Consider the following 20,856-nt stretch of genomic DNA (forward strand, 5'->3'; position numbering starts at 1 on the left):
ACGGTTGTTCGGGGTCGGGCCGGGGGTGTCCAGGGGGCGGTGTCCAGGGGCGTCGGCCGTCGTGCCGTCAGGTCCGCGCGGGGTTCCGTGTGCGGGTTCCGTGCGCGAGTTCCGTGCGCCGTGTTCCGTGCGCCGACGGACGAGGGGCGTCCGGTATGGGCCCTTCGGTCCCATGAGGGGAGCCCCGGGCGGGATGATGATCCGGAAAAGTTGGGGTCCCGGCGGCGGGTGGGTCGGGGGCCGCGGCGGATCTCTCGTACAGTTTGCGCCGTGGGATCTCTGCGCAAACCGGTCGGGCCGCTTCCCTCCTCCATCTACTGGCGTCGGAGGGCCGTATTCCTGTCCGTGGTCGCCCTGTTGGCGGTGCTCGTCGCATGGGCGGTCACCGCCACCCGCGGCGGTGGCGGGACGAACACGGCGGACGGTGCCGACGGGAAGCATCCCACCTCTTCGATCACTCCCGGTCCTTCCGGCTCCGGGCCCGCGATCAGTGAACACCCCGGCGGGCGCGACGAGTCGGGCGACGGTGACGGTTCGGACTCGTCCGGATCCCCGGCGTCGCCGGGGGCCGGGGAATCCGATGGGGCGGACGGCGGCTCGGACAGCGGGTCGGACGGTTCGGGCGACGGAGCCGACCAGGCCGACGGCAGCGGCGGCGGCGATTCCGCGGGCGGCCGGCTGGCTCCCGGTGCCGGGTCCTCCCTGCCCAACTGCTCGACCGGGGCGGTGTCGTTGACGCTGAAGAGCGTCCACAACACCTACGGCCCCGAGGACACCCCGACCTTCGAGCTGATCGCCGAGAACACCTCCGGCAAGGACTGCAAGGTCGATCTCGGCCCGAAGCGCGCGGTTCTGACGATCACTCAGACCGGCAGCGACGACACCATCTGGTCCTCGGCCGACTGCCCGAAGGGTGCGGGCAGTGTGCTGTACCGCGTGCCCGCGCATCAGCAGGCCCTGTCCACGGTGAAGTGGGACCGCAAGCCCAGCGCCGCCAACTGTGCGACGCCGCACGCGGGTTCGGCGTCGGCGGGGACCTATCTGGTGGAGGCGAAGGCCCCCGGCTTCCCGAAGGCCCAGACGTCGTTCGTGCTGTCGAAGGACTGAGCGCCGGTCGACGGCTCCGGGAAAGCGGCTCGGCACTGGTGCCGCGGCACTAGTGCTGTGACCGGAAAGGTTCACCGGCTCGCGACGCCCGGCACGGCACCTCGCCGCGTTGTCGCACTACCCGAGTACATCCAGTACGCGGGTAATGCTCCGCCTTGCGATGCACCGCACCGGACGCCGCGAGCTTTCCGGCAAACCTTTCCGGTCACAGCACTAGACGTACCGTTCGAGGATCGAGGACTCCGCCAGGCGTGACAGCCCCTCGCGCACGCTGCGGGCGCGGGCCTCGCCGACGCCGTCCACCGTCTGGAGGTCGTCCACGCTTGCCGCCAGCAGCTTCTGGAGCCCGCCGAAGTGCTCCACCAACCGGTCGATGATGGCTCCGGGCAGCCGCGGGACCTTCGCCAGCAGGCGGAAACCGCGCGGGGACACCGCAGAGTCGAGCGTCTCGGGGGAACCGGTGTAGCCCAACGCACGGGCCACCGTGGGCATTTCGAGAAGCTCGGCATGGGTCAGCGCGTCCAGCTCGAACAGCGCCTCCTCGACCGTGCGGGAGCGCTTCGCGGTCGGCTCGGGCACATAGTCGCGCACCACCAGCTCCCGCTCGGGGTCCACCCCCGCGATCAACTCGTCCAGCTGAAGGGCGAGCAGACGGCCGTCCGTGCCCAACTCGACGACATACTCCGCGATCTCGGTGGCGATACGCCGCACCATCTCCAGCCGCTGCGACACGGCCGAGACGTCCCGGACCGTCACCAGGTCCTCGATCTCCAGCGCGGAGAGGGTGCCGGCCACCTCGTCCAGACGGAGCTTGTAGCGCTCCAGGGTGGCCAGGGCCTGGTTGGCGCGGGACAGGATCGCCGCCGAGTCCTCCAGGACACGCCGCTGTCCGTCCACGTACAGCGCGATCAGCCGCATCGACTGGGAGACGGAGACCACGGGGAAACCGACCTGCTTGCTCACCCGGTCCGCGGTGCGGTGCCGGGTGCCCGTCTCCTCCGTGGGGATCGTGGGGTCCGGGACCAGCTGCACACCGGCCCGGAGGATCTTCGACAGGTCCGAGGAGACCACGATGCCGCCGTCCAGCTTGCACAGCTCCCGCAGCCGGGTGGCGGTGAACTCGACGTCCAGGACGAAACCGCCCGTGCACATCGCCTCGACGGTCTTGTCGGAGCCGAGGACGATCAGACCGCCGGTGTTGCCGCGCAGCACCCGCTCCAGGCCGTCACGCAGTGCCGTGCCGGGTGCCACCGCGCTCAGGGAGGCACGCATCAGGCCATCGGCACCGGAGCTCCCACCGGACTTTCCGGGAGCTGCCGCCCGGTCGTTGGCTGCCACTGCACTCCTCCGGTCGCAGGTCTTCAGGCGCTCCCGTGTCGTACGGTCGGTTCGTACGGACGGGTGAGATCAGGGCAAAGTCTACCGGCGGTCCTCCTCGTCCCGCGGGGCCTCTCGGCGACGGGAGCGCGGAAGGACCCGCAGGGCGTCCCCGATGTCCGCCACTTCCCGCACCGTCATACCGGGTGGAACCTTGCCCGGATCGGCCGGTACCAGTGCGTGGGTGAAGCCCAGACGGTGCGCCTCGGCCAGCCGGCGCTGGACCCCGGTCACCCGTCTGACCTCGCCCGCGAGCCCCACCTCGCCGATCGCCACCAGGTTCTTGGGCAGCGGGGTGTCGCTCGCCGCGCTCGCCAGCGCCAGCGCGACCGCCAGGTCGGCGGCCGGTTCGGACAGCTTCACCCCGCCGACGGTCGCGGAGTAGATGTCCCGCTTGCCCAGGGCGCTGATCCGGCCGCGCTGCTCCAGGACGGCGAGCATCATCGAGACCCGGGAGGTCTCCAGGCCGGAGGTGGTGCGCCGCGGGGAGGGGATCTGGGAGTCGACGGTCAGCGCCTGGACCTCCGCCACCAGCGGGCGGCGGCCCTCCAGGGTGACCGTCAGACAGGTGCCGGGGACGGGCTCGGCGCGGCGGGTCAGAAACAGCCCGCTGGGGTCGGCCAGGCCCGTGATGCCCTCGTCGTGCAGTTCGAAGCAGCCGACCTCGTCCGTGGCGCCGTAGCGGTTCTTGACCCCGCGCACCAGGCGCAGCCGGGCGTGCCGGTCGCCCTCGAAGTGCAGGACGACGTCCACCAGGTGTTCCAGCAGCCGCGGGCCCGCGATCGCGCCGTCCTTGGTGACATGGCCCACCAGCAGGGTCGCCATGCCCCGCTCCTTGGAGGCTCGGATCAGCGCCCCGGCGACCTCGCGCACCTGGGCCATGCCGCCGGGTGCGCCGTCGATCTCGGGGGAGGCGACGGTCTGCACCGAGTCCATGATCAGCAGTGATGGCTTCACCGCGTCCAGATGGCCCAGCACGGCCGCGAGGTCGGTCTCCGCCGCGAGGTAGAGGTGGTCGTGGATGGCCCCGATGCGGTCGGCGCGCATCCGGACCTGGCTCGCCGACTCCTCGCCCGTCACATACAGCGTGCGGTGCTCGTCGCTCGCCGCCTTGGCCGCGACGTCCAGCAGCAGGGTGGACTTGCCGACACCGGGCTCCCCGGCGAGCAGGACGACCGCGCCCGGCACCAGACCGCCGCCTAGGACCCGGTCCAGCTCGGGCACGCCGGTGGAGCGTGCGGTGGCCTGCCGCCCGTCCACCTGGCCGATGGGCACGGCCGAGGTGGTCACCCGGCCCGGAGCCGTCGTCCGCACCGCGGGGGTGCCGTACTCCTCGATCGTCCCCCAGGCCTGGCACTCGGGGCAGCGGCCGAGCCACTTGGCCGTCTGCCAGCCGCACTCGGTGCAGCGATAGGAGGGCCGGTCCTTGGTGGTCTTCGTGCGGGCAGCCATGGACGGAACCGTAGCGGGGCCCACCGACAGCCCGGTCACCCGTGCCCGTCCCGGCCACGCGTTCCCCGCTCGGCCCACGGTCACCCGGTGCGTTCCCGGGACCGGGGCCGCCACGGCCGTCCCCTGCTCCCGGGCCGTGCGTCCTCTTACGGGGGATCGTTTCACCCGTACGGAGTAAAAGTGCGCCAGGGAGAAGAAGGCGCCCCCTTCCGGCGCCTACGGTCGCACGGGTGATGAGCAGCAGGCCGGACACCTCCACGCACGCCAGCGGCGCACATCCGGCGCGAGGAGAAGCGCGCAAGCGGGGCAGAGTGCCTCGTGGCGCGCACACCCGCACCCTGGCGCAGTGCCCGCCGGAGCGCTACGACCGCCATCTGGACGGTCTGTTCACCTACTGCCTGTCCGTGCTGTGCGACCACGACGCGGCGATCGCCGCCCTGGGGGACGCCCTGGCGCTCGCCGAGCGCCGCGGCTCGCGCGGTCCGGAGAGCCCCGACGACCGCCGCGCCTGGCTGTACGCCCTCGCCCGCTGGTCCTGTCTGCGCCGGCTCGCCGAGGCCCGGCGCCGCCGCCAGGCCGGCCACGCCGCGGGGCGCGAGAAGGGCCCCGGGGTGCACAAGGACGCCGCCGACCGGCGAGCCGCGCAGGCCATCGCCTCCGGTGAGCAGGACCGGCAGCGGCGCCGCCGGGAGCTCGCCCGGCTCGCCTGGCCGGAGGCCGCCGGCACCACCCCCGAGCAGCGCGAGGCGCTCGAGCTCGCCGTGCGCCACCAGCTCTCCGCCTCCGAGGTCGCCGCCGTGCTCGGCCTGGACCTCGCCGCCGCCAGGGAACTCCTCGCCTCCGCGGCCTGCGAGGTCGAGCGCACCCGGGCCGCCCTGGCCGTCGTCGCGGCCGCCACCTGCCCGGGCGTCGCCCGCCTCACCGGCGCCCACCAGCTCGTCCTCAGCACCACCCTGCGCCGCGAGCTCGTCCGGCACGTCGACGACTGCCCGCGTTGCCGCCGCACCGCGGAGCGCGCGGTGCCGGGCACCTGGCCCGGCACCAGCGTCACCCCGGCCGCGCTCCCCGTCCTCGAGGCGCCGAGAGCGGCCCTGCGGCCCGCGATGGCGAGCGCCTCGCGCGCCCGCGGCGACGCCCCCCGTTTCGACCGGCGGGGCTTCCCCATGGACCCGAAGGACCACGCGGCCCGGCGCGACCGGCTGCGCGCGCGTGCCGTCACCACGACCGTCGTCGCCACGGTGATCGCGGCCCCCGCGCTCGCCCTGTGGGCCGCCCACCGCGGCGCTCCGCTCACCGGCGAGGGTGTTGACGGCCGCACCACCGCGAGCGAGTCGCACGGACCCGACTCCCTCGGCGGCGAGACGGCGGGCGGCTACCGCAACGCGGGCAACGCCCGTACGAAACCCGACCGCCGGTTCGGCAAGGACGGCCGCACGCCCGATGTCTCCGTCGAGGTCGTCGGCGTACGGACGGGCGCCCCCGGGGCCGGACAGCTCTCGGTGGCGGCCCGCACCGACGGCACCACGACCCTGATCACCCTGACCGCGACCGGGCACACCCCGGTGACCTGGACCGCGTCCACCGGTGTCTCCTGGCTCTATCTGAGCCGGGCCTCGGGCACCCTCGAACCGGGCGCGTCCTTCACGATCCGGGTGTACGTCGACCACCTGCGCGAACCGTCCGGCGCCTGGCATGCGCGGGTGGCGGTCGCCCCCGCGGGCGCGGTGGTCTCGATCGACGGCTACGGGACGGCGAGCCCCGCCCCGCGCCCCACGCCTTCCCGCCCCCGGCCTTCCACCCCCGCACCGAGCGAGACGGCCCCGAACAGCCCGGAGCCGACCGCCCCGGACCCGACGCCCGGCGATCCGGACCCGACGGATCCGCCGTCCACGGGCCCGATCCCGTCCGACCCGGACCCCTCCGACCCTCCGCCCGGGATCCCGCCGTCCGCCGACGACGCCGACCGCGCCGGTCTGAACCGCGCCGTCCTGGATCCGTTCTCGGGGCCCTGACCCGGCCGACCGGGCCGGGGGAATCAGCCCGCCGGGTCCGCGGGGTGCGGAGCCACCAGCGGCAGCTCCGAGGCCAGCCGCTGCTCGCACAGCTCGACCAGGCGGTCGTACCCGGCCTTGCCCATCAGCTCCACCAGCTCGGCCCGGTAGGAGACGTACACCGGCTCGCCCGCGCCGTGCGCCGAGGTGGCCGAGGTGCACCACCAGTGCAGGTCATGACCGCCCGGCCCCCAGCCGCGACGGTCGTACTCGCCGATGGACACCTGGAGCACCCGGGTGTCGTCGGGCCGGTCGATCCATTCGTACGTCCGCCGGATCGGCAGCTGCCAGCAGACGTCCGGTTTGGTCTCCAGCGGCTCACGGTCCTCCCGCAGCGCCAGGATGTGCAGCGAGCAGCCGGCACCGCCGGGGAAGCCGGGCCGGTTCTGGAAGATGCACGAGCCCTGGTACGGGCGGGTCTGCCGGGAACCCTCGTCGTCCTCCGCGACCCAGCCGCTCTCCCGGCCCACGTCATGGTTCTGCCAGATGTCCGGTGTCAGCCGTGCCACCTGCCCGGCCACCCGCTTCTCGTCGTCCTCGTCCGAGAAGTGCGCCCCCAGCGTGCAGCACCCGTCGTCCGCGCGGCCCGCCTGGATGCCCTGGCAGCCGCTGCCGAAGATGCAGGTCCAGCGCGAGGTCAGCCAAGTCAGGTCGCACCGGAAGACCTGCTCGTCGTCGGCCGGATCAGGGAACTCCACCCATGCGCGCGCGAAGTCCAGCCCCTGCTCGTCGCTCACCTTCGCGGCCTTCCTCGATGCCTTCCGGGCCTTCCCGGAGGGGGATGCCTTCGCCTGCGAAGAATCCCTCGAACCCGTCGGGGACGGGCTCGAAACCGTCGGGGACGGGTCGTTCTTCGCCTTTTTCGTCTTTGGCACGCGTCCAGGGTAAGTGGCGCGGCACCCGTCCGGGACGGAGCACCTTGCCACGGGCAGTAGCGTTTCCGTCCATGAGACTCGGTGTCCTCGACGTGGGTTCGAACACGGTGCATCTGCTGGTGGTGGACGCACACCCCGGTGCACGGCCGCTGCCCGCGCACTCGCACAAGGCGGAGCTGCGGCTCGCCCAGCTCCTCGACGGCAGCGAGGCGATCGGCCCCGAGGGCGTCGACAGACTCATAGCCGTGGTCCGGGACGCCCTCCAGGCCGCCGAGGACAAGGGCGTCGAGGACCTGCTGCCCTTCGCCACCTCCGCGGTGCGCGAGGCGAGCAACGCGGACGAGGTGCTGGCCCGGGTCAAGGAGGCCACCGGGGTCGAACTTCAGGTGCTGACCGGCGAGGAGGAGGCGCGCCTCACCTTCCTCGCGGCCCGCCGCTGGTTCGGCTGGTCGGCGGGGAAGCTGCTCTGCGTCGACATAGGCGGCGGCTCGCTGGAGATCGCTTACGGCATCGACGAGGAACCCGACGCCGCGGTGTCGCTGCCGCTGGGTGCGGGCCGGCTCACCGCGGGCTGGCTGCCCGGGGACCCGCCGGACCCGGCCGATGTGAGGGCGCTGCGCCGCCATGTGCGGGCACAGATCGCACGGACCGTCGGCGAGTTCAGCCGGCTGGGGACCCCGGACCATGTGGTCGCCACCTCCAAGACGTTCAAGCAGCTGGCCCGTCTCGCCGGGGCGGCGCGCTCCACCGAGGGCCTGTATGTGCAGCGCGATCTGAAGCGGGAGTCCCTGGAGGCGTGGGTGGCGCGGCTCGCCGGGATGCCGGCCGCCGAGCGCGCCGCCCTCCCGGGGGTCTCCGAGGGACGCGCGGGCCAGCTGCTGGCCGGGGCGCTGGTGGCGGAGGGCGTGATGGATCTCTTCGGGATCGAACGGCTGGAGATCTGCCCCTGGGCGCTGCGGGAGGGAGTGATCCTGCGCAGGCTCGACCACATGGAGACGGCACAGGTTCCGCACCCCACCGCACCGGTGACGGCGTAGCGGCCTCGGCCGGGGCCCAGGGGATTCCTCGGCCGGGGGCCGAGGGGGACTGTTCCGGCCGTCCCCTTGTCCCTGGCGCCGTCGTAGCGGTCGGGCCGTCCCGGAGCCCCGAGTGGCCGGGGCCGATGTGGCTCGTCGGCCAGGGAGCGAGGTGGATCGTTCCGGCCAACCCGACTCCTCAGTCAGGGAGCCGAGGGGGCCGTTCCGGCCGTTGCCGTCGAGCCTGCTGCCGGAGTCCTGAGCGGCTGGGCCGGGGGCCGATGTGAATCCTCGGCTCGGGAGCCGTGAGGGCTGGGCCGGGCGCCCCCCTCGCGTCGTCGGGCCGTTTGCCGGAGTTCCGAGTGCCCGGGCCGGGGGCCGGTGCGACTCGTCGGTCGGGGACCGAGGGGGCCGTGCCCGCCGTCCCCTTGTCGCCGTTGCCGTCGAGCTGCTGCCGGAGCCCGGAGCCCGGAGCGGTCGGGGAGTCGAGGGGCTGTTCCGGCCGTCGCCTGGGCCCCGGCGTCGTCCGGGCGCTGCCGGAGCCCCGGGTGGCCGGGGCGGCGGTGGTCCCCGGCCGGTCCGTGGCCGGCTGTGCACCTTCCCACAGTCCCGGTGGGCGGGCTCCATGTCCCGGTGGCTCCCCGTACCCTGTCCCTCGTGGCAGAACCAGCGGTGCGCGTCCCGGATGCGAAGGTCGCCCTGTCGACGGCCTCCGTCTATCCGGAGTCGACGGCGACGGCCTTCGAGATCGCCGCGCGCCTCGGGTACGACGGGGTCGAGGTCATGGTCTGGACCGACCCGGTCAGCCAGGACATCGATGCGCTGCGCCGGCTCAGCGACCATCACCGGATTCCTGTTCTCGCCGTCCACGCCCCCTGTCTGCTGATCACCCAGCGGGTCTGGTCCAGCGACCCCTGGACCAAGCTCCAGCGCGCCCGCAGGGCCGCCGAGCGGCTCGGTGCCGGGACCGTCGTGGTCCACCCGCCCTTCCGCTGGCAGCGGCAGTACGCCCGGGACTTCGTCGAGGGCGTCTGGCGCATGGCGGACGAGACGGATGTGCGATTCGCCGTCGAGAACATGTACCCCTGGCGCTACCGGGACCGCGAGATGCTCGCCTACGCCCCCGGCTGGGACGTCACCCAGGACGACTACCGTCACTTCACGATCGACCTCAGCCACACCGCGACGGCCCGCTCCGACGCCCTGGGGATGCTGGACCGCATGGGCGGCCGCCTCGGCCATGTCCACCTCGCCGACGGCAACGGCTCCAACAAGGACGAGCATCTCGTGCCCGGCCGTGGCGTCCAGCCCTGCGCCGAGGTCCTGGAGCGGCTGGCGCTCACCGGTTTCGACGGGTATGTCGTCATCGAGGTGAACACCCGCCGGGCCATGTCCGGAGCCGAGCGCGAGGCCGACCTCGCCGAGGCCCTCGCCTTCGCGCGCCTGCACCTCGGGTCCGCCGTCCAGGTCTCCCGCGGATGAGCGAGGTGGCGTGCCGGTGACCGGCCCGGCCGGAACGGGCCCCGTCCGCCGCGGCAGGGGACGGCCCAGCCGTACGGAGACGGCGGCGGCCCCCGCCACCCGCGACCGCATCCTGGAGGCGGCCCGCGAGGAGTTCTCCGAGCGCGGCTACGAGAAGACCTCCGTGCGCGGCATCGCCAAGGCCGCCGGGGTGGACTCCGCCCTGGTGCACCACTACTTCGGCACCAAGGAACAGGTCTTCGAGTCCGCGATCGAGATCGTCTTCGCCCCCGCCCTGAACGCCCCGGAGACGATCGCCCAGGGCCCCCGTGAGGGGGTCGGCGAGCGCCTGGCCCGCTTCTTCCTCGGCGTCTGGGAGAACCCCACGACCCGTACGCCGCTGCTGGCGATCCTCCGGTCCGCCGTCAACAACGAGACCGCGGCCGCCGTCTTCCGCAGGCTGATCGCCACCCAGCTGCTGCGCCGCATCTCCGGGCAGCTGGACCTCCCGGACGCGGAGCTGCGGGCCGAGCTGGCCGCCGCGCAGATGGTGGGGGTCGCCCTGCTGCGCCATGTGATCAAGGTAGAGCCGATCGCGTCGGCGGACCTGGAGGAACTGGTGGCGCGGCTGGCACCGGTGGTGCAGGGACATCTGACGCGCCCCTGAAACACCCGTCCCGTATCGCGGACACCTGCGTCCGTCCCTTGGAGCACCGGCGTACGCTCGACGTGAGTCACAACTCTCCGAAGGAGCGAGCGACGATGCCCGAGCTGAGGTCCCGCACAGTCACCCACGGCCGCAACATGGCGGGCGCCCGCGCCCTGATGCGTGCCTCCGGTGTACCCGGTGCGGACATCGGCCGGAAGCCGATCATCGCGGTCGCCAACTCCTTCACGGAGTTCGTCCCGGGCCACACCCACCTCCAGCCGGTCGGCCGGATCGTCAGCGAGGCGATCACGGAGGCGGGGGGCATCCCGCGCGAGTTCAACACGATCGCGGTGGACGACGGCATCGCCATGGGGCACGGCGGCATGCTGTACTCCCTGCCCTCCCGCGATCTGATCGCGGACAGCGTGGAGTACATGGTCGAGGCCCACTGCGCCGACGCCCTGGTCTGCATCTCCAACTGCGACAAGATCACTCCGGGCATGCTGATGGCGGCGCTCCGCCTGAACATCCCGACGGTCTTCGTCTCCGGCGGTCCCATGGAGGCCGGGCGGGCCACCCTGGTCGACGGCACGGTCCGCACGCTCGACCTGATCGACGCGATCGCCGACGCCGCCAACGACAAGATCTCCGACGAGGACATCCTCCGGATCGAGGAGAACGCCTGTCCGACCTGCGGCTCCTGTTCGGGCATGTTCACGGCCAACTCGATGAACTGCCTGACCGAGGCGATCGGACTCTCCCTTCCCGGCAACGGCTCGGTCCTGGCCACCCACACGGCCCGCCGCGCGCTGTACGAGGACGCGGCCCGCACGGTGATGGACCTGACCCGCCGTTACTACGAGCAGGACGACGACACGGTCCTGCCCCGCACCATCGCCACCTTCCCGGCCTTCGAGAACGCCATGGCCCTCGACATCGCGATGGGCGGCTCCACCAACACGATCCTGCATCTGCTGGCGGCGGCCCAGGAGGCGGGCGTCCCCTTCGGCCTCGAGGAGATCGACCGGGTGTCGCGCCGGGTCCCCTGTCTGGCGAAGGTGGCCCCGAACGTCGCCAAGGACCGCACCTACTACATGGAGGACGTGCACCGGGCCGGCGGCATCCCCGCCCTCCTCGGCGAACTGCACCGTGGGGGCCTGCTCAACGAGGAGGTGCACGCGGTCCACAGCCCGTCCCTCGCGGACTGGCTCAAGACCTGGGACGTCCGCGGCGGCTCCCCCTCGCAGGAGGCGGTCGAGCTGTGGCACGCGGCGCCGGGATGTGTCCGGTCCGCCGACGCCTTCTCCCAGTCCGAGCGCTGGGAGGCCCTGGACCAGGACGCCGAGAACGGCTGTATCCGCTCGGTCGAGCACGCGTACTCGAAGGACGGCGGCCTGGCGGTCCTCAGGGGCAATCTCGCCGTCGACGGCTGTGTGGTGAAGACGGCGGGTGTCGACGAGTCGATCTGGACCTTCGAGGGTCCCGCGGTCGTCTGCGAGTCGCAGGAGGAGGCCGTCGAGAAGATCCTCGCCAAGCAGGTCAAGGACGGGGACGTGGTCGTCATCCGCTACGAGGGCCCCAAGGGCGGCCCCGGCATGCAGGAGATGCTCTATCCGACCTCGTTCCTCAAGGGCCGGGGCCTCGGGAAGTCCTGCGCGCTGATCACCGACGGCCGCTTCTCCGGCGGCACCTCGGGCCTGTCCATCGGCCACGCCTCCCCGGAGGCGGCCTCGGGCGGCACGATCGCGCTCGTCGAGGACGGCGACCGCATCCGCATCGACATTCCGAACCGCTCCATCGAACTGCTCGTCGACGACGCGGAGCTGTCCCGCCGCGAGCAGGCCCTGGGCGGCGTGCACGCCCCGAAGAACCGCGACCGCAAGGTGTCGGCGGCGCTGCGGGCCTACGCCGCGATGGCCACCAGCGCCGACCGGGGCGCCGTGCGCGACATCTCGAAACTGGGCTGAGTCCCGGAACTCGGCAGGGCCGCTCCTCCCGGGGGCGGCCCTGCGCCGTCTCACCAGGCCGCGGGGTCGCTCCCGTCCACGGCGAAGACGGTGCCGTCGGGGGCGGTTCCGTAGACATGGCCGTCGACGAGCAGAGGCGCCGCCAGGTCGTACGTGACCCGGTCCGAAGCGGCCCCGAGCCGTGACCGCGTCTGACCGAGGAGCCGGCCCGTACGGGCGTCCAAGGCGAGCAGCCGTCCGTCCGCGGCGACGACATACACATACCGGCCGTCGGAGACCGGCACCGATCCGCTGCTCACGGCAGTTTCGACGTGCCACAGCCGTTTGCCCGTGTTCATGTCGACGGCTTCCAGCGCACCGCCGGCTGCCAGCAGATGGACGACACCTTTCCGCACCCCGGCCTGAGCGGCCAGACGCGGGACGGGCAGCGCCACCCGGCGCACCGTCCCGGACCCCGGGGTGTACCGGACGACCGCGCGCGCGTCCCCGTTGACGGTGTCGAGGTCGAGGAGGAAGACGGAGCCGTCCTCGGTGCCCACGGGAACGAGTGTCCCCGTCAGCTCTGCCTCCCAGCCGATGTCGCCGGTGAGGGGATCCACGGCGGTGATCCGTGTGTTCGTGCCGTCGCCCGAGGTGCTTGTCGCATAGGCCAGCGGGTCGCCGGTGAACGAGGCGAGGGACGGCAGGGAGTACCCCGGGATCTGTTTGCTCCACAGGGTTTCGCCCGTGGTGCTGTCCACACCGGTGACCGTTCCGTCGGCACGGGTGAGCAGGAGCGAGCCCCCCGCGAATCTCCATCCGCCCTGTGCAGCAACGTTCCGCCGCCAGAGGGTCCGGCCCGAAGAGGGGGCGAGCGCCTCCAGATGCCCCTCCGCCGCGGCGACGTGCACCAGACCGCCCGAGAGGACCGGCGCCAGCCTGCCCGCTCCGGTGACGGACCGTTGCCACAGCACCGTGCCGTCCGACGGGTCGAGGGCGAGGACCACGCCGGACTGCGTGCAGAACAATGTGCCGGCGTCGTCGGAGCACTGGGGCGCGGCCGGCTTCTTGGGTACCGGCTTCGTCTCCCATCCCTCGAACTCGGCCCGGCGGGTCCGGGACGGGGTGCTCACGGGCGCGGAGCCCTCCTCCGTGAGCAGGACGACCGAGGCCAGGGTGCCGACCATGAGCCCGAGCGCCCCGGCGGCCAGGACCGTCCGCTTGCGGGAGCGCCTTCCGGGCGGGCGCTGCGCCAGATCGGACCGACCGGCCTTGTCCGTGCCCGGACCGGGCTGCGGTGCGTCCGGTGCGTCCGGCCTGTCACCGTCCCGCTGCTGCGGTATGAACGCCCGGGTGTCGTAGGAGGCCGCGACCGAGCGCAGTTCCCGCATCAACTCGTCGGGTGTGGGCCGGTCCGTGGGCTCCTTGGCCAGACAACGCAGAACGAGCGGCGCCAGGTTCTCCGGCACACCGGCCAGATCGGGCTCGTCGTGCACCACCTGATAGGCCACGACATAGGGGCTGTCGGAGTCGAACGGCCCACGTCCGGTGGCCGCGTGCACCAGTACGGCCCCGAGGGCGAAGACATCGGCCGCGGGCCCGACCTCCCTGGGCCGCTGGAACTGCTCGGGCGCCATGAAGGGCGGAGTCCCGATCAGCTTGCCGGTCTCCGTGCGCAGTTCGCTGTCCTTCGGCCGGGAGATGCCGAAGTCGATGACCTTCGGCCCGTCCTCCGCGAGGAGCACATTGCTCGGCTTGAGGTCCCGGTGCACGACGCCCACCCGATGGATGTCGTTCAGCGCCTCGGCCAGCCCCGCCATCAGCCGGCGCAACTGGCCCGGCGTCAAGGGCCCGTTCTGCTTCACATGCTCGGACAGCGTGGGCCCGGGAATGAACAGCGTGGCCATCCAGGGCCGTTCGGCCTCCGGGTCGGCGTCGACGACGGAGGCGGTGAAGGCGCCGCTGACCCTCCGGGCCGCCGCCACCTCCTGGCGGAAACGGCCCCGGAACTCGGGATCCTTGGCGAACTCGGCGTGGACGACCTTGACCGCGAGTCTCATCCCCGAGGTGCTCCGTGCCAGGTGCACCACGCCCATGCCCCCGGACCCGAGGCAGGACTCCAGACGGTAGTGGCCGGCGTACTCGGGAAGTTCGGCTTCCGCGCCCGCTCCGGTGTTGTGCCGTGGTGTCATGGACCACCCCTGTGCTTTTCCTCCGCGTGCGCGATGCATTGAGCCTATTCGATGACTCGAACGCACCGGGTCGGCCCACGGATGCGTCTTCAAGTCACGCACAGATGTTTCGCGATGTGATCCAAGGGAATCAACGGGGCCCCATGACGTCCATGGGGTTCACCGGGGGGAGATTTTCCATGTCTGTCGACCGCGCCGAAGAAACGACCGGCGACGAGGAACCGACCGTCGCGCCCCAGGCCGCGGTGGCGGCCACGCGGTACTACTCCGTGGCGCCGGGCGCCCGTCTCAACGTCCGCGGCGGGCCCGGCACCGGGTACCCCATCGTCCGTGTGCTGGCCGAGGGCGCCCAGGTGCCGATCCTCTGTCAGCAGCCCGGGACGACGGTGTCGGGTTACTACGGCACCTCGAACATCTGGGACAACATCGGCAACGGCCAGTACGTCTCCGACGCGTATGTGTACACCGGCAGCGACGGCTATGTCGCCTCCCGCTGCGCCTGAACACCACGGAAAGAGGGCTTCCATGAGTTCCCTGAGACGCAGGTCCGCCCTGGCCGCGGGCGCCGCCGCCGGAGCCTGCCTGATGGTCCTGGGCGGGTCCACGACCGCCAGTGCGACCGCCACGCTGCGCTATTACTCGGTCGCGCCGGACGTCCGGCTCAATGTCCGCAGTGGTCCCGGCACCAGCTACAGCATCGTCAAGGTCCTGCCCGAGGGCGCCCAGGTGCCGGTCTTCTGCCAGGCGTCCGGGACGACGGTGTCGGGCTATTACGGCACCTCGAACATCTGGGACAACATCGACAACGGTCAGTTCGTCTCGGACACCTACGTCTACACCGGAAGCGACGGCTATATCGCTCCGCGCTGCGCCTGACGCCCTCCCCCACGGCGGTGGGGGCCCGGCGGTGTCCGGAGCGATAATCGACGCGTGAGCGACGAGAACCGCACTTCGGACACCCCCAAGGGCCCCCGCCCCGAGCCCCTGCGTTTCTTCGGGACGACCTGGGTGGAGCACGACGGCAACTACCGGCTCCGCCGGGTCGTGGTGCCCGTCGGCTCGCTCCTCGCCGCCGCCGTCTCCTGTCTGGTGCTGCGCTTCGCCTACCAGGGTCTGGAGATCGCCGAGGTGGGCGGCGCGGTGACCCTGATCGTGGTGGTGATGTTCGCGGTGTGCAGCGCGCTGGCGTTCGGCCACACCTGGGAGGCCTTCACCAAGCGGCCCGACCCCGAACGCCAGTCCTCCCTCCGCGGACTGCTGGCGATCGGCTTCGTCGGGTCCCTGCTCGCGTACTTCTTCCGCTCACTGGTCGAGGCCCCGGGCGAGAGACTCCTGCGCGAGGAGTACGAGAAGGCCCGCGCGACCCATGAGAAGCGCACCTCCCGACGCACGGGCAACCCGTCCCGCAAACCCCGACGCCGCGGCTGATCCGAGCGCTTCATCGGCTCCCGGAGCCCCGAGCGTCCCGTCGGCGCCTCCCGGCCCCCGGCGCTCCGTCGGCGCCTGACCCCGTGCCCCCGGCCCCGAGAGGTCCGGGGCCGGGGGCACGTGAGGTCGGAGGCACGTAAGGCCGGGCCGCCGGGGTCGAGGGCCGATGGGGGAGAGAGCGCACGGCCAGGGCGCGGGTGCCCCCTGCTCCCTGTGCTGCCGACGGGCCCGAGCGGGCCCTCGGCTCGGGGCTGCCCCACGCGCAGGAGGGCGGGGGCCGAGGGGCGCCGACGGGTGCCGCGGACCGTCCTCGGGGCCTCGCCGTCCCCGTGGCCCGGGGCCACCATGGGCGTATGAGCGCCCTCTCCTCCTCCGCCCGGGCCCGTTCCTTCGACGGTGCCGCGGCCCAGTACGCCGCGAACCGCCCCTCCTATCCACCCGCCCTCTTCGACACCGTCGAGGAGCTCGCCGGCCGCCCCCTCGCCGGGGCCCGGGTCGTCGATGTCGGGGCCGGCACCGGTATCGCCACCGCCCTGCTGCGCGCCCGCGGCGCGGAGATGGTCGCCGTGGAGCCGGGCGACGGCATGGCGGCCCAGTTCCGTCGCGGCCTGCCCGACGTCCCCCTGCTGCGCGGCGACGGCAACGCCCTCCCGCTCGCCGCCTCCTCCGCCGACTTCGTCACCTACGCCCAGTCCTGGCACTGGACCGACGCCGCCCGCTCGGTCCCGGAGGCCCTGCGGGTGCTGCGGCCGGGCGGCTCCCTCGCGCTGTGGTGGAACACCGACGCGCACGACGTCCCGTGGATCGCCGCCCAGGCGGACCGCGTCAAGCGGTACTTCGGCGCTGAAGACGCCTCCAAGAGCGGTGCCGGCGGCACCCGTGTCGAAGCCGCCTTCCAGGGCGCCCCCGAGATCCCGGTCCACACCCATCGCGTGATCCGCTGGAGCCGCACGGTCCCCGTCGACACCCATCTCGCCAATATCGGCAGCCACTCGATCTTCCTCGTGCTCGGCCCGGAGGGGGCGAACGCCTTCCTCGCCGAGGAACGGGCGCACCTCCTCGACACCTTCCCGGACGGACTCGTCGAGGAGGTCTACGACGTCCTGCTGATCGTGGCCACACGACCGTGAGCGCCCAGGACGACGGCGGGTCCCCAGCGGCTTGACGCGGGGCCCGCCGCGCGCGCATATTCATCACGTGATGAATATTAGCGGTCAGACCCCGCCCGCCCCGCCCGACCACCCCTCCGATCCCCGGCCCGCCCCGGCCGTCCACGCCGAGCACCTCACCGTCGTACGCGGCACCCGCACGGTGCTGCGCGGGCTCGGCTTCACCGTCCCCCGGGGCCGGATCACCGGTCTGCTCGGCCCCTCCGGATGCGGCAAGTCGACCCTGCTGCGCGCGATCGTCGGCACCCAGGCCAAGGTCACCGGCACCCTGGAGGTCCTCGGCCTCCCCGCCGGCCACGCCGCACTGCGCTCCCGGGTCGGCTATGTCACCCAGGCCCCCTCCGTCTACGCCGACCTCACGGTCCGCCAGAACCTCGAATACTTCGCCGCGATCCTTCACCCCGGCTCCGTCCGCTCCCGGCTCCGCTCACGGGCGGGAGACTCCGCCGCCGACCGCCGCCATGCCGAGGTCACCCGGGCCATCGCCGACGTCGACCTCACCTCGCACGCCGACGCCGTGGCCGGCACCCTCTCCGGAGGGCAGTCCAACCGGGTCTCCCTCGCGGTCGCCCTCCTGGGGGACCCGGAACTCCTGGTCCTGGACGAACCCACGGTCGGCCTGGACCCCGTGCTGCGCCGCGACCTCTGGAGCCTCTTCCACGGCATCGCGGCCGACCGCGGCACCGCGCTACTCGTCTCGTCCCATGTCATGGACGAGGCCGAGCGCTGCCACCGCCTCCTGCTGATGCGCCAGGGCGAGATCCTCGCCGACGAAACCCCGGACGCCCTGCGCACCCGTACCGGCACCGCGACGGTCGAGGAAGCGTTTCTGCACCTGGTGGACGAGGCGGCGCGGAACACCGCCGCACCGGAAGCGGCCCCGAAGGAGACGGTCCGATGACCACGACGACCCCGCCCGCCGGAGCACGTGCCCTCACCCTGTCCCGTACGACGGCGACGGCCGCCCGCGTGCTGCGCCAGCTGCGCCACGACCCGCGCACCATCGCCCTGCTGATCGCCGTCCCCTGCGTGATGCTGCTTCTGCTGCGCTATGTCTTCGACGGCAGCCCGCAGGTCTTCGACGTGATCGGGGCCTCGCTGCTGGGGATCTTCCCGCTGATCACGATGTTCCTGGTGACCTCGATCGCCACCCTGCGCGAACGCACCTCCGGCACCCTGGAACGTCTTCTCTCGATGCCCCTCGGCAAGGCCGATCTGATCGCGGGATACGCCCTCGCCTTCGGCGCCCTGGCGATCGTCCAGTCGGCCCTGGCCACCGGACTCGCGGTCTGGTTCCTGGGGCTGAACGTACTGGGCTCGCCCTGGCTCCTGCTTCTGGTGGCCCTTCTGGACGCCCTGCTCGGGACGGCCCTCGGCCTGTTCGTGTCCGCCTTCGCGGCCTCGGAGTTCCAGGCGGTCCAGTTCATGCCCGCGGTGATCTTCCCGCAGCTGCTGCTCTGCGGACTGTTCACCCCGCGCTCCGCCATGCACCCGGTGCTGGAGGCCCTTTCCGATGTACTGCCGATGTCCTATGCGGTGGACGGCATGGACCAGGTCATCCATCACGCGGAGGCGACCTCGGCGTTCGTGAGGGACGTCCTGGTGGTGGCGGGCTGCGCCCTGCTCGTCCTCGGCCTCGGGGCGGCGACGCTGCGGCGGCGGACCGTGTGATGACCACGCCGGGGTGCCGGGGAGGGCGGCCACCGGCCTGTGCACGGGCCGGTGCAGTCCCCCCTTTCGGTCTCGGTGTTCCGGCACCTCCGCGTTCCGCCCACCGGACACACCAGCCGGGCCGATGATCCCGGTGCGAGGATGAAACCGGACGACGCAACCCCTCGGAGGACACTCGCACCATGAGCCAGAAAGTCGCAGTCCTCGGCACCGGAAAGATCGGCGAAGCCCTGCTCAGCGGAATGATCCGAGCCGGCTGGGCCCCCGCCGACCTCCTGGTCACCGCCCGCCGCCGGGAGCGGGCCGAGGAACTCCGCGCCCGCCATGGCGTCACCCCGGTCACCAACGCCGAGGCGGCGAAGACCGCCGACACCCTGATCCTCACGGTCAAGCCCCAGGACATGGGTGTGCTCCTCGACGAACTCGCCCCGCACATTCCCGCCGACCGCCTGGTCATCAGCGGTGCCGCCGGCATCCCCACCTCCTTCTTCGAGGCCCGCCTCGCCGCCGGCACCCCGGTCGTCCGGGTGATGACGAACACCCCCGCCCTCGTCGACCAGGCCATGTCCGTCATCTCCCCGGGCAGCCACGCCACCGAGGCCCATCTCTCCCACGCGGAGGAGATCTTCGGCGCGGTCGGCAAGACGCTCCGCGTCCCCGAGTCGCAGCAGGACGCCTGCACCGCCCTGTCGGGCTCGGGGCCCGCGTACTTCTTCTATCTGGTCGAGGCCATGACCGACGCCGGGATCCTGCTCGGTCTGCCCCGCGACAAGGCGCATGAGCTGATCGTCCAGTCCGCGATCGGGGCGGCGGTGATGCTCCGGGACAGCGGCGAGCACCCGGTGAAGCTCCGCGAGAACGTCAGCTCGCCCGCCGGTACGACGATCAACGCGATCCGTGAGCTGGAGAACCACGGGGTGCGTGCCGCGCTCATCGCGGCGCTGGAGGCCGCCCGGGACCGCAGCCGCGAGCTGGCCTCCGGCAACAACTGACGGCCGGCCCGTCCCCGTGCCCGCTGCCGTGCGGAACCGGCCGCGGGCACGGGGACGCACTCTTCAGAGGGCGGGCGGCAGACCGATCGCCCGGTACGCCGCGTCCACTCGCGGCCTGGCCATCCCTCTCGCCCGTTCCGCCCCGGTCCTCAGCACCCCGTCCACATGGCCGGGATCCGCGCACAGCGCCCGGTGCCGCTCCTGCAGCGGACGCAGCACTTCGACCACGGCCTCCGCGGTGTCCTTCTTCAGGGCGCCATAGGTGTCGTACGCACCGCTCAGCTCCTGCGGGGTCACGTCCTGGCAGGCGGCCAGGATCTCCAGCAGGTTCGCCACCCCGGGCCGCCCCTCGGGGTCGTACACCACATCGGATCCGCTGTCGGTCACGGCGCGCATGATCTTCTTACGCACCACATCGGGTTCGTCGAGCAGATAGACGATGCCCGGCCCCGAGTCGTCCGACTTCCCCATCTTGGACGTGGGGTCCTGGAGGTTCATGATCCGGGCCGCGACCTTCGGAGGGGTCGCCCGGGGCACCACGAACGTGTGCCCGTACCGCTGGTTGAACCGCACTGCCAGATCCCGGGTCAGCTCCACATGCTGGGTCTGGTCCTCCCCCACAGGAACCTCGTCCGTCCCGTAGGCCAGGATGTCCGCCGCCATCAGCACGGGATACGTCAGCAAGGACAGCCGTACGCTGCCGCCCCGCTCCCGCTCGCGCGGCGCCTTCTCCTTGTACTGGATCATCCTGCGCATCTCGCCGTCCGTGGCCACACACTCGAGCAGATACGACAGCCGGGCGTGCTCGTCCACATGGCTCTGCACGAACACGGTGCACAGCTCCGGATCGAGCCCCGAGGCCAGCAGCAGCGTCGCGGTCTGCCGGCTGAGCCGGAACACCCGCGCCGGATCGTGGTCCACGGTCAGGGCGTGCAGATCGACGACGCAGAAGAGCGCGTCGGACTGGTGCTGGTCGACCTGGGCCCACCGCCGCATGGCCCCCAGATAGTTCCCCAGCGTCAGGTGCCCGGTCGGCTTGATCCCGCTGAAGACCCGTGTCATCTCTTACCTCCTGGTCGGGGCCGCCGCATCCGGTCGGCCGCCCCTCCTGGAGGGAGATACGAGAACGGCCGCCGAGGCGGCGGCCGTAGAGCGCATACGTGAGTCCGGCCGCCGTCAGGCGGCCCGCCACTGCTGGTTGCACGTACGCGAAGTCATGGAGGACAGCGTACGCCTCCGGGGCCGGCGTGGGGAGGGACAGACGAAGTTGACACCCCCCTACCCGATCCGTAGTGTTCTCCGAGTTGCCCGACGTGAGCACCGACTACGGTCGGCCCCGGGCAGCCACTCCAGCAAGAACAAACCGGTAATCGGCGAGACATCGTCGTGCGTATCGGTATGTCCATTGCCGGAAAGAGGAATCCGCGTTCGAGCTTTTGTGAGGACGCAGCCCCGATTAGCTCGGGGGCC

18 protein-coding genes are annotated in these 20,856 nt (G+C 72.2%); 13 read left to right on the top strand and 5 right to left on the bottom strand.

Going from position 1 to position 20,856, the window contains the following annotated elements; translation table 11 throughout:
- Window positions 1–270: 270 nt before the first annotated feature.
- Complete coding sequence (locus CP978_RS19115; protein ID WP_174498649.1) at window positions 271–1,107, top strand: hypothetical protein; 837 nt, start codon at window positions 271–273, stop codon at window positions 1,105–1,107.
- Between the two features lie 213 nt (window positions 1,108–1,320).
- Here the strand turns inward: CP978_RS19115 and disA are convergent, their stop codons facing one another.
- Together disA and radA are read right to left on the bottom strand one after the other, a co-directional pair.
- Window positions 1,321–2,445 carry a DNA integrity scanning diadenylate cyclase DisA gene (gene disA / locus CP978_RS19120; RefSeq protein WP_043442690.1) on the bottom strand — a complete coding sequence of 375 codons (1,125 nt, stop codon included), beginning with the start codon at window positions 2,443–2,445 and terminating at the stop codon, window positions 1,321–1,323.
- 81 nt (window positions 2,446–2,526) lie between these two features.
- Window positions 2,527–3,936 (bottom strand): DNA repair protein RadA, encoded by a 1,410-nt coding sequence (gene radA / locus CP978_RS19125; protein ID WP_150478251.1) that lies wholly within the window; start codon window positions 3,934–3,936, stop codon window positions 2,527–2,529.
- A gap of 230 nt (window positions 3,937–4,166) precedes the next feature.
- On the opposite strand from radA, the gene CP978_RS19130 reads away from it, so the two are divergent.
- The gene (locus CP978_RS19130) at window positions 4,167–5,948 is read left to right on the top strand and encodes a BACON domain-containing protein (protein WP_150478252.1); all 1,782 of its coding nucleotides are present in this window, start codon (window positions 4,167–4,169) and stop codon (window positions 5,946–5,948) included.
- A 23-nt stretch (window positions 5,949–5,971) separates the two neighbouring features.
- Here the strand turns inward: CP978_RS19130 and CP978_RS19135 are convergent, their stop codons facing one another.
- Entirely contained in the window at window positions 5,972–6,862 is an 891-nt protein-coding gene (locus tag CP978_RS19135) for a DUF3109 family protein (protein WP_043442697.1), read from the bottom strand.
- A 71-nt stretch (window positions 6,863–6,933) separates the two neighbouring features.
- Between CP978_RS19135 and CP978_RS19140 the strand changes: the two genes are divergently transcribed.
- The 4 genes from CP978_RS19140 (at window position 6,934) to ilvD (ending at window position 11,955) form a co-directional block, all read left to right on the top strand.
- The gene (locus tag CP978_RS19140; protein WP_043442699.1) at window positions 6,934–7,899 is read left to right on the top strand and encodes a Ppx/GppA family phosphatase; all 966 of its coding nucleotides are present in this window, start codon (window positions 6,934–6,936) and stop codon (window positions 7,897–7,899) included.
- Between the two features lie 636 nt (window positions 7,900–8,535).
- Window positions 8,536–9,360 (top strand): sugar phosphate isomerase/epimerase family protein, encoded by an 825-nt coding sequence (locus CP978_RS19145; protein WP_174498650.1) that lies wholly within the window; start codon window positions 8,536–8,538, stop codon window positions 9,358–9,360.
- Window positions 9,361–9,376: 16 nt separating this feature from the next.
- On the top strand, window positions 9,377–10,006 hold the full coding sequence (locus tag CP978_RS19150; protein ID WP_043448971.1) for a TetR/AcrR family transcriptional regulator: 630 nt from the start codon (window positions 9,377–9,379) through the stop codon (window positions 10,004–10,006).
- A gap of 95 nt (window positions 10,007–10,101) precedes the next feature.
- Window positions 10,102–11,955: a dihydroxy-acid dehydratase gene (gene ilvD, locus CP978_RS19155; protein ID WP_043442703.1), complete on the top strand. Its 1,854-nt coding sequence runs from the start codon at window positions 10,102–10,104 to the stop codon at window positions 11,953–11,955.
- A 50-nt stretch (window positions 11,956–12,005) separates the two neighbouring features.
- Here the strand turns inward: ilvD and CP978_RS19160 are convergent, their stop codons facing one another.
- The gene (locus CP978_RS19160; RefSeq protein WP_043442705.1) at window positions 12,006–14,126 is read right to left on the bottom strand and encodes a protein kinase domain-containing protein; all 2,121 of its coding nucleotides are present in this window, start codon (window positions 14,124–14,126) and stop codon (window positions 12,006–12,008) included.
- 179 nt (window positions 14,127–14,305) lie between these two features.
- On the opposite strand from CP978_RS19160, the gene CP978_RS19165 reads away from it, so the two are divergent.
- The 7 genes from CP978_RS19165 to proC all read left to right on the top strand — a co-directional run bounded on the left by CP978_RS19165 (window position 14,306) and on the right by proC (window position 19,386).
- The gene (locus CP978_RS19165) at window positions 14,306–14,629 is read left to right on the top strand and encodes an SH3 domain-containing protein (protein WP_043442707.1); all 324 of its coding nucleotides are present in this window, start codon (window positions 14,306–14,308) and stop codon (window positions 14,627–14,629) included.
- Between the two features lie 82 nt (window positions 14,630–14,711).
- On the top strand, window positions 14,712–15,002 hold the full coding sequence (locus CP978_RS19170; RefSeq protein ID WP_052454590.1) for an SH3 domain-containing protein: 291 nt from the start codon (window positions 14,712–14,714) through the stop codon (window positions 15,000–15,002).
- Window positions 15,003–15,056: 54 nt separating this feature from the next.
- Window positions 15,057–15,554, top strand: coding sequence for an EamA/RhaT family transporter (locus CP978_RS19175; RefSeq protein WP_150478253.1), 498 nt, complete (start codon window positions 15,057–15,059; stop codon window positions 15,552–15,554).
- Between the two features lie 353 nt (window positions 15,555–15,907).
- The gene (locus CP978_RS19180; RefSeq protein ID WP_043442714.1) at window positions 15,908–16,684 is read left to right on the top strand and encodes a class I SAM-dependent methyltransferase; all 777 of its coding nucleotides are present in this window, start codon (window positions 15,908–15,910) and stop codon (window positions 16,682–16,684) included.
- A gap of 70 nt (window positions 16,685–16,754) precedes the next feature.
- Complete coding sequence (locus CP978_RS19185) at window positions 16,755–17,624, top strand: ABC transporter ATP-binding protein (RefSeq protein WP_052454185.1); 870 nt, start codon at window positions 16,755–16,757, stop codon at window positions 17,622–17,624.
- On the top strand, window positions 17,621–18,394 hold the full coding sequence (locus tag CP978_RS19190; protein ID WP_043442717.1) for an ABC transporter permease: 774 nt from the start codon (window positions 17,621–17,623) through the stop codon (window positions 18,392–18,394). Before CP978_RS19185 ends, CP978_RS19190 begins: the two co-directional genes overlap by 4 nt.
- A gap of 182 nt (window positions 18,395–18,576) precedes the next feature.
- Window positions 18,577–19,386: a pyrroline-5-carboxylate reductase gene (proC, locus tag CP978_RS19195; protein ID WP_043442719.1), complete on the top strand. Its 810-nt coding sequence runs from the start codon at window positions 18,577–18,579 to the stop codon at window positions 19,384–19,386.
- Between the two features lie 63 nt (window positions 19,387–19,449).
- Here proC and trpS read toward each other — a convergent pair whose 3' ends face one another.
- On the bottom strand, window positions 19,450–20,448 hold the full coding sequence (gene trpS, locus CP978_RS19200; RefSeq protein WP_043442722.1) for a tryptophan--tRNA ligase: 999 nt from the start codon (window positions 20,446–20,448) through the stop codon (window positions 19,450–19,452).
- Window positions 20,449–20,856 lie beyond the last annotated feature (408 nt).

It is taken from the genome of Streptomyces nodosus (assembly GCF_008704995.1).
GTDB classification, from domain to species: domain Bacteria; phylum Actinomycetota; class Actinomycetes; order Streptomycetales; family Streptomycetaceae; genus Streptomyces; species Streptomyces nodosus.